General features: G+C 41.1%; 14 protein-coding genes, 1 other RNA gene and 1 pseudogene. 4 read left to right on the top strand and 12 right to left on the bottom strand.

Annotation, left to right across the window (positions count from 1 at the left end; genetic code table 11):
• The first annotated feature begins 9 nt into the window (after window positions 1-9).
• A complete protein-coding gene (gene rsmI, locus H9629_RS02100; RefSeq protein WP_064101450.1) occupies window positions 10-852 on the top strand; it encodes a 16S rRNA (cytidine(1402)-2'-O)-methyltransferase in 843 nt (280 codons plus the stop codon).
• A 90-nt stretch (window positions 853-942) separates the two neighbouring features.
• On the opposite strand, the gene H9629_RS02095 is transcribed toward rsmI, so the two are convergent.
• The 9 genes and pseudogenes from H9629_RS02095 to H9629_RS02060 form a co-directional block, all read right to left on the bottom strand.
• Entirely contained in the window at window positions 943-1,197 is a 255-nt protein-coding gene (locus tag H9629_RS02095; protein ID WP_004646359.1) for a hypothetical protein, read from the bottom strand.
• 174 nt (window positions 1,198-1,371) lie between these two features.
• On the bottom strand, window positions 1,372-2,619 hold the full coding sequence (locus tag H9629_RS02090) for an FAD-dependent monooxygenase (protein WP_191730450.1): 1,248 nt from the start codon (window positions 2,617-2,619) through the stop codon (window positions 1,372-1,374).
• On the bottom strand, window positions 2,616-3,824 hold the full coding sequence (ubiH, locus tag H9629_RS02085; protein ID WP_191730449.1) for a 2-octaprenyl-6-methoxyphenyl hydroxylase: 1,209 nt from the start codon (window positions 3,822-3,824) through the stop codon (window positions 2,616-2,618). The genes H9629_RS02090 and ubiH overlap by 4 nt, the downstream gene beginning before the upstream one ends.
• A gap of 293 nt (window positions 3,825-4,117) precedes the next feature.
• A complete protein-coding gene (locus H9629_RS02080; protein ID WP_191730448.1) occupies window positions 4,118-4,921 on the bottom strand; it encodes a glycosyltransferase family 32 protein in 804 nt (267 codons plus the stop codon).
• A 673-nt stretch (window positions 4,922-5,594) separates the two neighbouring features.
• On the bottom strand, window positions 5,595-5,696 hold the full coding sequence (locus H9629_RS15560; protein ID WP_404793535.1) for a hypothetical protein: 102 nt from the start codon (window positions 5,694-5,696) through the stop codon (window positions 5,595-5,597).
• Window positions 5,694-6,038: pseudogene (locus H9629_RS02075) on the bottom strand (D-alanine--D-alanine ligase A); the annotation flags it as partial. The pseudogene H9629_RS02075 and the gene H9629_RS15560, both read right to left, overlap by 3 nt.
• Window positions 6,039-6,293: 255 nt before the next feature.
• Window positions 6,294-6,533: a DUF378 domain-containing protein gene (locus H9629_RS02070; RefSeq protein WP_064095577.1), complete on the bottom strand. Its 240-nt coding sequence runs from the start codon at window positions 6,531-6,533 to the stop codon at window positions 6,294-6,296.
• A gap of 292 nt (window positions 6,534-6,825) precedes the next feature.
• Window positions 6,826-8,160, bottom strand: a complete 1,335-nt coding sequence (gene pepP / locus H9629_RS02065; protein ID WP_064095578.1) for a Xaa-Pro aminopeptidase — start codon at window positions 8,158-8,160, stop codon at window positions 6,826-6,828.
• A 129-nt stretch (window positions 8,161-8,289) separates the two neighbouring features.
• Complete coding sequence (locus tag H9629_RS02060; RefSeq protein ID WP_064095579.1) at window positions 8,290-8,925, bottom strand: UPF0149 family protein; 636 nt, start codon at window positions 8,923-8,925, stop codon at window positions 8,290-8,292.
• Window positions 8,926-8,989: 64 nt separating this feature from the next.
• Between H9629_RS02060 and H9629_RS02055 the strand changes: the two genes are divergently transcribed.
• The 3 genes from H9629_RS02055 to ssrS all read left to right on the top strand — a co-directional run bounded on the left by H9629_RS02055 (window position 8,990) and on the right by ssrS (window position 10,112).
• A complete protein-coding gene (locus tag H9629_RS02055) occupies window positions 8,990-9,547 on the top strand; it encodes a hypothetical protein (protein WP_064095580.1) in 558 nt (185 codons plus the stop codon).
• The gene (locus H9629_RS02050; RefSeq protein WP_064101456.1) at window positions 9,544-9,831 is read left to right on the top strand and encodes a cell division protein ZapA; all 288 of its coding nucleotides are present in this window, start codon (window positions 9,544-9,546) and stop codon (window positions 9,829-9,831) included. Before H9629_RS02055 ends, H9629_RS02050 begins: the two co-directional genes overlap by 4 nt.
• A gap of 97 nt (window positions 9,832-9,928) precedes the next feature.
• Window positions 9,929-10,112: non-coding RNA, 6S RNA (gene ssrS, locus H9629_RS02045), on the top strand.
• Window positions 10,113-10,284: 172 nt separating this feature from the next.
• Here the strand turns inward: ssrS and H9629_RS15525 are convergent.
• The 3 genes from H9629_RS15525 to H9629_RS02030 form a co-directional block, all read right to left on the bottom strand.
• Window positions 10,285-10,446, bottom strand: coding sequence for a YqaE/Pmp3 family membrane protein (locus H9629_RS15525; protein ID WP_155858348.1), 162 nt, complete (start codon window positions 10,444-10,446; stop codon window positions 10,285-10,287).
• Between the two features lie 328 nt (window positions 10,447-10,774).
• A complete protein-coding gene (locus H9629_RS02035; RefSeq protein ID WP_225215702.1) occupies window positions 10,775-12,055 on the bottom strand; it encodes a PQQ-dependent sugar dehydrogenase in 1,281 nt (426 codons plus the stop codon).
• Window positions 12,056-12,272: 217 nt separating this feature from the next.
• A complete protein-coding gene (locus H9629_RS02030) occupies window positions 12,273-12,980 on the bottom strand; it encodes a GntR family transcriptional regulator (protein WP_064101458.1) in 708 nt (235 codons plus the stop codon).
• Window positions 12,981-12,990: the final 10 nt, after the last annotated feature.

Below are 12,990 nucleotides of genomic sequence, written 5' to 3'. Positions count from 1 at the left end.
GAGAAACCTATGAGTGCTCAGTTATTTGTTGTTGCGACTCCAATCGGGCACTTAGATGATATTAGTTATCGTGCAATTCAGGTGTTAAAGTCGGTGAGTCTTATTGCTGCTGAGGATACACGAACTTCAGCACAATTGCTTAAACACTTTAATATTCAAACACCTCTGACTGCCTGTCATGAGCATAATGAAAGCAACAAGATTGATCAGCTGATCCAGCGCCTGCTCAATGGCGAAGATATGGCCCTGATCAGTGATGCTGGCACTCCCCTGATCAGCGACCCTGGCTTTAAATTTGTCCGGGCTGCTCAAGCGCATAATATCCGCGTGATTCCCGTTCCTGGTGCTTGTGCGGCTATTGCTGCCTTAAGTGCTGTTGGCTTGCCGAGTGACCGTTTCAGTTTTGAAGGTTTTCTGCCATCCAGACAAAGTCAGCGCCTGCTGAATCTGGAAAAACTGAAAGATGAAACCCAAACCCTGATTTTCTATGAAGCACCGCATCGAATTCTGGAGTCCGTTAAAGATATGGCCAGCGTTTTCGGAGCAGATCGCCCGGTCGGTTTTGCGCGTGAGATTACCAAGACCTTTGAAACTATCAAGAAAATGACCTTGGGTGAACTAGTCGAATTCATTAGCAATGATCACAATCAGCAAAAAGGCGAAATTGTTCTGGTGATTGGCGGCGCCACCGAAGAAAAAGATCTGGATCAGGAAAAGCTGGATAAATTATTGAATCGCCTATTACAGGACCTTTCGGTCAAAGCTGCTTCACAACTGGCGGCAGATTTAACCGGAATCAAAAAGAAAGTCGCTTATCAACGTGCTTTAGAACTGACTTCGGCAAACGACTAATTGCTTTAGATATTTCTATCTCATTTTGGTTTGCAAAAAAACACCACATTTAATGTGGTGTTTTTTATAAGAAACAAGTTAATCAATAACTTATTCTTTGGCTACTGATTCATCTGCCGGCACTTCAACAATACGACCACCACTAGCAAGGAAAGCCGCAATCTCGTCTTCAAGTGCTTGACGCTTTTTCAGCTTTGCAGTGACGGTCAAAGTTTCAGCTTCTACAAGATCGGTATCACTGACGACCTCTGTGCTATCGACCGCGCCTTTTTCAGCGGCTTTTGCTTCATCATCGTCAACAATTGAATCTTCAACGTCATCATCATAATCATTCATGTCTGTCATTTGCATCTCCCCAAAAATGGCCCTCGCTTGGTATTCCAAGTCAGGTATCGAATTAAGTGAAATTTAGCAATCTCTTTGACCTTCGCCTAGTACCAAAACTCAAAAAATCGTATCTTTTTTAAACAAAAACGTTACTCTTTATTGGCATTTGTTTAAAAAATTTACATTTCTCCCTTAAGCTGCGTAGCGTGTGTCTTTGAGTAAACTCAGGCCGTTGGCCTGTGACATAAATGCATCTTTTAATATTGGCTGATTTTCTACCTGTTTTAAACCAAAATTACGTACCCAAACCATTGGGAAGAATGAAGTGGTTTCCATCCAGCCAATCGCAGACATGCTATGCATCATGGCATCGTTCTGACCTTTACGGCGATGTTCATAGCGTTTGAGGGTCTGCTCATGTGCCCATACGCCACGCGCCTGATCATGCAGTAAAACATCACAGAGCACTGCAGCATCCAGACAGCCAATATTCACCCCTTGACCTGCCAGTGGATGAATCACATGTGCGGCATCTCCAATCAGGGCCAAACCATCTTGAACATATTGTTGGGCGGCACGGGCTTTTAAAGGGAAAGTGGCACATGGTGTTGCCTGCAATACTTCACCCAGCATATGCTGGCTTTCACGGGTTAATAGCTGGGTAAATTCAGCATCTGGGAGCGCTGCATATTCCTCTGCATAATCCTCTGGCAAGGTCCAGACAATTGATTGCCAGTGTCCCTGCTCTTCCGGATTAAGGCTGGCCATAGGTAAAAAAGCCAGAGGACCAGTTTCAAGAAAAATCTGACGTGCCATATGTTGATGAGGCTGTGCAGTTTTAATGGCACAACTGATCCCCGCCTGTTTATAGTCCAGTACCTCAATATCTATGAACGCTTGCTCACGGACAAAGGAATTGGCACCATCGGCACCGATCACCAGCTTGGTTTTAAGCTGAGTACCATCGGCCAGTTGAATGATCCATACACCCACACCGCGTTCGATACGACTGACTTTGACCTGTGTTCTATAATCTTGAACATCTTCCAGCATCTTTTGCTGAATGGCCAGATTCAGAATGCTTGGTTCCACCATCGAACCTAAAGCCTGCTCTACCGAGGGTGTTTTTTCTGAAGGCTGGCCAAAATTAATTTCGCCATAGCCATTTTTATTCCACACCTGCATACCGGTATAAGGCTGCTGACGTGCTAAATTTTCCCAGACACCCACCGTTTTTAATAGGTGAATGGTTGCCTGACTTAGAGCCAGGACACGCGGATTAGCCACCTTTAAGGTTTTATCTGCATCCAGAATTGGCGCTGCATCCAGAACTGTAGGCTGCACGCCACCTTGGGCCAGCAATAGCGCAGTGAGCCCGCCTACCAACCCACCACCAATAATGACAACGTCTAATATTTCGTTAGTTTGATTTAAGCTCATGCTTTTAACCCCATGGCATAATTTGCAACGAGTGGCTTGATGCCTGGAATCGTATCAAATGCGACTAAACCTGTATTACGCATCAATTTTAAAAACGGATTCTGGTTACTGAAACCGCGTACCACTGAATCACAGAACTTGATCACACGCTGCTGGTCACTGAGACGGGATTTCTCATAGTCTAGCAATATTGCAGCATCGCCCAAGTCTGAGCCTTGTGCCTGCTGCTCTTTCAGGTAACGCACCAATACATGCGCATCACGCATACACAGGTTAAAGCCCTGTCCAGCGACCGGATGAATCGTATGTGCTGCATTACCCATGAGCACTACACGACCAACAGCCTGCTTTTCAGCTAACACTTGAGATAAGGAAAAACTGAACCGTTTTCCGGTTTTCTGGAATTTTCCGGCACGATCGCCATACGTTTCCTGCAAGGCATCCAGAAAATGCTGGTCATTTTCTTCTCCCAACCATTCTCCTTCAGTACCTTTTTTCACAGGCCAGACCACTGAACGGCGATATTCACCCGGTAAGGGCAACAGTGCCAAAGGGCCTAAATGACTGAAACGCTCAAACCCCACATGACCATGTGGCTTCGACGTTTGCACTGTGGTCACAATCGCGACCTGATCATAATCATGTTCTGACGCACCAATACCCAAAGCCTTACGACAGAAAGAATCCCGTCCATCGGCAGCAATAACCAGTTTGGACTGTAATTTCAGTTCAGATTCGCCCCGATGCGCTTCGATATAAGCAAAGTCTGTATCTTGAGTCAGTGAGGTCACCTGCACCCCATCAATCAGTTCAATCAATGGCTCTTTTTTGACTTGAGTGAGAAGCACCCGACCAAGCCAGGCATTTTCAATGACCTGACCAAAGCTTTCGACTTTTTCCTGCTCGGCTTTCAGTCGGGCCTTACCAAAACTGCCCTGTTCGGTAATATTCACTTCCAGAATTGGGGTGGCATGTTCTTGCAAGGCATTCCAAAGTCCAAGCTCCTGATAGATTTGTACGCTACGACGTGACAAGGCGCTATTACGTGCATCAAAACTGGAATGATACGGCGCAAGATTTTCATCATCATAATTTGGGTATTTGATGGCTTCCAAAAGTTTGACTGCAATATTGGTTTTCGCCAACATTAATGCGAGGCTTAAGCCCACCATCCCACCACCGACAATGATGACTTCTTGTTGCATGCTGTAATCCTTTCAATGTCGTATCTATGCAGATAGATACTTATAATCATGATGGATTTTATATTACATCATGACTCGAGATTTTGACATTGTGATACATGCTGTTGTTGTAGCTTGTTTTGACCTCAATGTTCTGCTGTCTGGCAGACCAGACAAAGGCTGAAATGCATTACTACTAAAAATACCCGGTCAATCAGCTTAGCTCTTATTTAAAAGAAAAAATTAGAATCTATTTTCAAAACTGTAGAAAAAATTAAAGTGAATAAAAATTCACCCAAAATAATTTTATATTTTTAATAGATCATTTTTCTAAGATATCTTTTTATAAAATTGAAGATTTTAAAAAGTATTAATAAAATTTCAGCTTCTATTTTTTCCAACAAGCTCTCTGAGCTAATAATTGGTTTAGTTTGTCTTGAATAGTGACTACGGTCCAATCTTCTAGGTAAAGTGTTATCTCTATAAATAATTCCATTTTGACAACTGCTTCCCAGACAACGCAGTCCATGCTTATCAGTAACTTCATCTATGGCATTGGTATAGGGAATAGGTCCCGTGGTTTTCAGTACACCACTCCAGCCATATCCAAATTTAATATAAGTATAGTTTTCTAAATTTTCTGTTATTTTTTCAACCACATTGGCCAAATATTTATTTCCCGGCGAAGATATAATATTCCATTGTTGGTATTCTTTACCTCTTTTAATCTGTGTATGCTTTCCGAACTCTTCATATTCAGCTGCTCCTCCTTGCCATTCAAAGACCAGCAGTTCATCATCTTCTAAAAGAATGTCACTTAAACTACAGGTGGTAAAACTTTTTAAATCAAAATATGCCCCACCTAAGCTATAAAGCAATAAGTATCGAAAATAATCAGTTTGTGCAGCGCCATATAATGGATTTATTTTAAGAAACGCATTTAAATATCTGGAAGAATAATGATTTTTAACAAAATCTACCATGTCATTATAATCATAAAAACGGTATTCCCAATCAGGATTATTTTTCAGAAGAACAGCCCTTGCCGTTCTATCTTCTTCTGATAGAAAATTTATTCCTTTTGTATGAATTTGATGAATTATTTTTGGTATTTTCATATTGAGGTACGTCCTTAATCTTATAAATTTCAATATTCCTGGAGCTGGTATGGTTTATATTAATCAAATCCCAGATAAAACATTTCACCTGAAATACAAAATATTGAGGCTAGTAATTGAGTAAGTACACTATACTTAAACCTAGTTCCCATATTTAATACAATCAAACTATTCTAGATGGCAAATAATTTCTTCTTAATATTTGATTTAATATAGATTCATTAAACAGCGTATTACTAATTAAGAGCCCTTAAGATAAGACTGAGCACTGATCATTTTATTAACTATCTTTATTATAGTTGTATATTAATGTCCTCACTTTATTTTCTTAACATACAACCATAAAATTAATGTTAGTACTATAGTTTAAATATCAATTAAAATAATATAAAAATTTTTAAGTACCTTCCATCTTCTCATATTAGTAAAAAGGTAAATCATCACATTTTCCATGAAAAAAAAGACAATATCTATTGGTACAAATTCAATAGTTATAGACTTTTTTATGATTAATATTTCTCTAAAATCAGTTTTTTATTTTCAGATAACACTCAGACTAAAATAACATCAGCCTTTCCAGTAACTATTTAGAAGACTGAATGCTGTAATTTTATCTAATTCTAATGATATTCAATAGCCAGCTCAATTAAACGAGTAATTAAATTAGTGTATGTCATCCACTTGCTTCCCAAAGCTTCGGATACATACTGATGTTGGTAAATCCTGGTAAGGTATTTATTTCATTTACTAAAATTTCACCATATTGGTCAGGAATAGAGCCATCTTCGCCCAGCGTTCCATACACAATTGGAAAAATAACATCCAGCTGGAATAAAGCCTGTTCTTTAAATTCAATGACTTGCTTTTCACTCTAATCCGGAATAAAGGCAAGATTTCTACCGGATTGATGCAATGCGATTAAAGACGGATTATCCGAATTTAATAAAAAATGGGTACTTTCATTCAGATGCCAAATCCCATTTTTATCAATCCCAATCAAGGTAATATCAAATTTTTCTCGATCGATCGCATCAACAATATTTCTTGCTGACTGAAGTGAAACTTCATGTTCTGTAGACTTACCGCCAAAGATAATACCAATATTCTTCTTTTGCACGTTTACTCCTTGGTCCTACATAAGTACCCAACTTAACAATAAATTATCGTTATTAATTTTCTGATCATTCAAGAATTTTATGCTTATAAAAGTATAGGAAAATCTCTGTTTACGGAATAAAAATCTAACAAGATAGTAATAAAAAACGGAGCCTAAGCTCCGTTTTTTATTCTGGTATCGTAATTAAAGCCGGATTTTAGATTATTCAAAATTGGCCTTATAGCCATGCAAATCATCTAGATCTGCTTTAGCTGGTTAACGCACAACCTTGGTATGATGATCTGTATGGTGTACTGTTTTGCCAAGCTTCGTTCCTGTATAGATCAGGTATAATGCCGACAAACCAACCAGGACATAAATAATTCGAGATAAGGCGCTCATATCACCAAAGATCGCAGCGACCAAATTAAAATCGAATGCACCAATTAAACCCCAATTGATGCCACCAATAATTGTCAAGGCATAAGCAATCCAGTCAATCGTATTTAATCTCATAAGTCTTCTCCTGCTTTTATTTAAGTTTATTTAAGTATCAGAGAAATTATGAGAATATCAGCAGATATAATATGTAGCTTTGATGCTAAAAACGGATTTTCTGTGTTGACTTCCTGTCAATTTTTAAGCTGTAAATTTTAATTAGGTTTGTTTTATTTGACTTGTTCAATATAAACGTAAGTTATATTGCTTGTTGATCATTACGAAATATTTTAAGACGCCTACTTTGCACAGCATATAAGTGTCATAAAAAAGCCGGTCTTTTCGACCGGCTTTTTTGAGTTTTCTCAGATCAGGCAGCTTGAACTTTTGCCATCAATGCTTCAATCTCTTCTACCGTTTTGACCACTTTCGCGGTTAAAACCAGTGGACCATTTTCGGTAGCAACAACATCATCTTCAATCCGGATGCCAATACCGCGCCATTTCGGGTCTACGGTTTCATCATCGGGCGCGATGTAAAGCCCCGGCTCAACTGTTACGACCATGCCTTCTTCATACGCACGCCATTCACCATCAACCTTATAAGCACCGACATCATGTACATCCATACCGAGCCAGTGTCCGGTACCATGCATGTAGAACTGGCGGAAAGCTTCTTTTTCTATGATGTCGTCAATATTCCCCTGCATCAAGCCAAGATCAAGCAAACCCTGTACCAAAATGCGTACTGCAACATTATGTGGTTCTTTATACGAGTTACCAATTTGCACAGCATTAATTGCAGCAATTTGAGCATCCAGCACTACATTATATAAAGCTTTCTGTTCCGGGCTAAATTTACCATTCACTGGAAAGGTACGGGTAATGTCTGAAGCATAGAACTGATATTCAGCCGCAGCATCAATCAGGACTAAATCGCCATCTTTGAGTTCTTTGTCATTTTCTACATAATGCAGGATGCATGCATTTTCACCGCCACCGACAATACTATTATAGGCTGGAACACCGCCATTTTTGCCAAAAACATAATTTAGCTCGGCTTCCAGTGCATATTCCATCATGCCCGGCCGTACTACCAGCATTGCTTGAGTATGCGCATCAGCAGAAATATCGGAGGCAATCTGCATCAGTTCAATTTCATTTGCATCTTTATGCAGACGCATTTCATCGACAATACGATCCAGCTGAATGACTTGTGCTGGCGCAGAAGTCCCACGACGGCTTTCACCACTTGCAGTTGCAATCCATTTCGCGACACGCGCATCAAATTCTGCATGCTGCCCGATGCGATAAAATAACCGATCCTTATTTTGCAGTTTTTCCAGAATTTCTTCATCGAGCAGATCAATCGCATAGGCTTCATCTGCCTCATAATCCTGAATGGCTCCATCAATACCTGCACGATAGCCATTCCAGATTTCCATTTCCCGGTTACGTTCCCGGCAGAACAAACTGTAGCTATAGCCTTCTTCTTCAGTGTCAAAGGTTTCAATCACAGCAACAGCTTCAGGTTCTGCAAATCCGGTTAAATATAAGAAGCTACTGTCTGCGCGGTATTTATAATCTGCATCACGGTTACGCATGGCTACCGGACTGGTCGCGATAATAGCAATACTGCGTAAACCGATTTCCCCTGCGAGGATTGCGCGACGTTCCTCAAAAACTGCCTGTGTCAATTTCTTCATTACACCTTACTTCTTATCGTTTAGTACTTTTATTTAGAATATGATCTTGAAACCAGACCATCAACTTTACTGTAAACAGCAAAATATATGCCTGATTTCAAGTATGAGTTAGTTCACCTCAGCATTTCATCAACTTGGACGTTTAGGCGAGAAAATCTCGACAACACTTTGCGGCTCTGTAGGAGCGGCATCGTTAGGCTGATTTTTTTGACCAAATTGCTGCAGGAGTGGCGTTTCTTCAACTCCTACTTTTTTACGTCCTAAAGACAAACTGACCGGAATCAGGCGCACAAATTCATACAATTCCTGATAGCTTTCTTCACCTTCAGCATCATCATCCGAATCTTCAAATTCTACCGCGGCTACATCCTGCAAATGTTCAATCAGTTCAACTTCATCCTGGCGGATATGCCCGGATGCCAGTCCAAAACCTAAGACTACACCTGCACACCAGTCCGCTAGTGCCTGCACACGTTCTGAAAGCGTATGCTCATCATCAGGTAACAAAGGTAAATAATCCAGCTCATCTTCAGACAAGGCATGGAAGATGTCTTCGGCTTCGCCTGTCAACAGCTCTAATGCTTCGGCATCCAGTTCAGATACGTCCAATGTTTCTAAAATCTGTAACCACTCTTCACTGCTTGGGGCCTGAGTGACACAAACAATGCCCGTCAGCAAACCATGCAGTTCGCTAGGGCTGGAAATCTCCTCAATTGAAGAAAAATTGCGGTGCCATTCGGTCCAACCTGAAATATCGTCTTGCATTCGTTTATCCAATCTTTATACTGCTTATATATTACCTTTGTTTGCAACACTGTGCGACCTCGATATGTTAGAAGAATTACAGCGTCTACAAGTGCAGATCGGCGTGTTAAAAACGCGACTTGCACGGCTTGAAAGTGAAAATTCCAGCTTGCGCGAAGAGCAAGACTCTTCATCAATGCAACATCAACTGCAAATTGAACAAAAGAACAGCGTAATTGCGCAAAAACAACAAGAAAATGAAAACCTGACAGAACAATTGACGGACTCTCGGGCCCAGTTTCAACTGCTTAATAATGATGCAACTGCACTGGCAGACCGTTATGGCAGACTTGAAAAAAGCTGCACTGATCTGAAAAACCGTTTTCAGGAAATTCTGGCTGAACGTAATGATCTGCGGGTACTTAAAGAAAAGATGCTGATTGAACAGCGTCATTCTCAGCAGGAAATCCAGCGTTTGACTCAGGAAGCTGAACGTTTAACCCAAAAAAATGAAAATGCCAAAGCCAAGGTTGAAGCAATTATTCAACGTCTGGCCATTCTTGGCACTGCGCAGGATCATCACGCACAGGAAATTCAACAACTGGCCCATCCGACTGAAGTCATTGAGGAAGCTTCATCATGAGTGAACAAATTGCAATCGATCTCAGAGTATTGGGGCATAGTTTCCGTTTAGCCTCGCCCCCTGACAAGCAGGAAGAATTACAGCGTGCGGCACAGTTATTAAATGAAAAGTATGATGAATTTCGTCGTAAAGCTCCACGCATGGAACCTAGTAAACTGATTATTATGGTAGCACTTGAGTTGATGCAGGAAGTTCTGAGCATGAACCGGTCCCTGCAACAATACGGACATTGCGAACGTTTGTTACAAACCATTTTAGAAGAAGTTGAAGAACTTACTGAATAATCACATATTCCGCTTAAACTTCAGACATTCGAATGAACTGTTTACAGTTCATGAACAGCATGGAGTTGCCACACCGGCATTATTGTTTATAATTAACTTAACTCTGGGGTGTTCGCCAGCGGGTCTATTCCCCTGCCGATACTAACACTTATGGGTGTGGTCTGTATATTTAGAGTGTATGCCCATCTTCGTATGGGAAACCCAGCAAGTATACGTCACATCCTCCTTGAACTCATCGGGTTCAGGGTAACGACACATGCAGCGGCATCTCCGGAGTGCTTATTTTCTTAGTGAAAATATATTATTTATAATTCATATAAAATTCTTTCTAAATCTTCTCTTCTCATTTCAGCATTTATTTCGATCACGCCCCCCTTGTATTAACGCAGTCATCTTGTATGCATGAAATGCCTCAAAAGTCCTTTTCACTTTATTTTATTCAAAAATAATTTCTTAAGCTATTTTATCCCGATATAAAATATATATGGCCCAGATTGCAGCAGGAATCCAGCCAAAAATCGAAATCTGAAGTAGCAAACATACTACCGATTCGGCTGGCCGATGAAGAGTCATAAACAATGACCACGGAAAAATAAATGCAATAATTGATTTCACTTTTTAAAATCCTCTTTTTGCAATGTCTTGAGCTTTTAAGTCCAGTATTTACGGATACCTAGAACTGCTACTTATATTCAGATATTTTTAATGTGATAAGCAGAATCTCTGTACATACGAAATCACGTTTAAAAATATCTTGAGAGCCTAATTCAGCCAGCTTAAAAGAAGCTTAAAAGAAGCTTAAAAGTTATCTTACATCCACTCAGCTCTTGTATCTTTTCAACCCGAATGTTGACGTTTTAATAAAAAAAGTTTTTGCTTCAATTTTTTCTATGCAACAGGCCCATATCCAAATAAGGCACTTAGCCTATTTATATTTATAGATTTATTTTTTGGGTCTTGTACTCAAGGGTGATACCCGCCAGATCACGTCTCCGACATCATCTGCCACTAAAATGGCTCCTGAAGAATCCACTGCTACACCAACAGGACGTCCATATGCTTTCCCTTGATCACTTAGAAATCCGGTCAAAACATCCTGAGGCTGTCCGACTGGTTGGCCATTTTGAAAGGGAACAAAAATCACTTTATAGCCGCTATGTGGTTTGCGGTTCCACGAGCCATGCTGACCAATCAGTGCCCCATCACGATATTGAGGCATCAGATCTGCCCTATAGAAAGCCAAGCCCAATGAGGCAGTATGATTGCCTAATGCATAATCCGGTGGAATTGCTCGCCCAACTAAGGCAGGGTTTTGCGGTTTGACCCGTGTATCAACATGCTGACCATAATAACTATAAGGCCAGCCATAAAAAGCGCCCTCTTTGACAGAGGTCAAATAATCAGGAACCAGATCATTGCCGAGCTCATCACGTTCATTTACCACCGTCCAGAGTGCGCCGCTCTGGGGTTGCCAGTCCATGCCATTCGGATTACGTAGTCCGGTTGCATAAGGTCGAGCTTGGGCACTATTCAAATCAAACTCCATAATGAGTGCCCGGCCCTGCTCCTGCTCTAAGCCATTTTCAGCCACATTACTGTTGGAACCCACTGTGATATAAAGTTTATTGCCTGCAGGATTGGCAATAACATTTTTGGTCCAGTGATGGTTTAAACGGCCTGCCGGTAAATCGAGCACCTTGTTACCGGCTGCTGTGATTTGAGTCATCCCGTTCTGATAAGGAAAGCGCATCAAGGCATCAGTATTGGCTACATACAATGTATTGCCAATCAGCACCATACCAAATGGAGAATTGAGATTTTGCAAGAATACGGTTTTTTGTTCAGCAACCCCATCTCCGTTACTGTCCCGAAGTAGTGTGATGCGGTTGGCACTAGGATGCGATGAGCCGGCGCGCTGCATTACCCACTTCATGATTTTTCCTTTGATCCCTTTACTATCATCAGGCTTGGGCGGTGCATCCGTTTCAGCCACCAGCACATCACCATTCGGCAATACATACAACCAGCGTGGATGTCGCAGTCCTTTGGCAAATGCCTGAACTTTTAAACCTGTCGCAGGTATAGGCATTTCACCCACAGGCCAGCCTTTGGCAGGCGCAATATTGACCGTAGGCAGCAAGCTTGATTGTGGTTTAGGTAAATCTGGATCGGAACCATAACTATCAGTAATGGGCGTTTTGGAAGGCATCGTACATCCTGTCATAGTCAGGAAAGATGCACAGGCGGTACCAGCAACTAAAAGTCGTATGTGCTGAATAAGCATTTTTATCTCTTTGTTATTATTATCCTCGACTTAACTTTAAAAAACTACAAGAGATGCCACTAGCTGATTCTTGTTTTTTCTGGTTATGAATTGGTTATCAACTTTGAGTCAGGTCTGATGTTTTTCTTGCTGTAAACATAAATTTATTCTGACTCACTTACGCAGGACAACACGACAACATTTCCAGAGTAATTTTTTTTACCTCATTACGGCTGAGTCGAATATGAGCCTCTAATATAGAAAGGCAGGAGACTGCATCTTGAGCAAGCAGCGCCTTTAAAATCTGTTGATGTTCAGCATAGGTGGCTGTAACCCGATAATCCTTGGAAAAATCCAGCCGGCGTATGATCCGAATTTTTTCGCTGATCTCACTATGTATTTTTGCCATTTCTGCATTGCCGGCTGCAAATACCAAATGACAATGAAATGCTTCATCTTCTACAGATAACCGCCTGAGATCATAGATATATTGTTCTGGTTGAATACACCAGGTTTGAATCAAAACAGCCAGAGCAACCTGCAACTGGTCTTTGGGCATCTGACAAAGTTGTTCGACTGCATAACCTTCCAATAAAATCCGCAGATCATACAGTTCTTCATAAACTTTAAAGTCTAGGGGCCGGACCTGCCAGCCACTTCTAAACTGAACATCCACATAACCTTCCTGCTGCAAGCGATACAAAGCTTGCCGGATGGGTGTACGGCTTACGGCATAGCTTTCAGCAATTTCCGATTCGGTAAAGCGCTCTCCCGGCATCAGCTTAAAGTCAAAAATGTCATTTTTAATTTTCTGGAAAACCAGCTCAGACAGATTGTCTGAGCTTTTTCCTGTCGCTTTAGTACTTGGATTGCGAACAATAGTCATGGCTCAATCC

The sequence above is a fragment of the Acinetobacter pecorum genome (assembly GCF_014837015.1).
Classification (GTDB): Bacteria; Pseudomonadota; Gammaproteobacteria; order Pseudomonadales; family Moraxellaceae; genus Acinetobacter; species Acinetobacter pecorum.
This window is presented reverse-complemented; position numbering and strand designations above follow the sequence as displayed.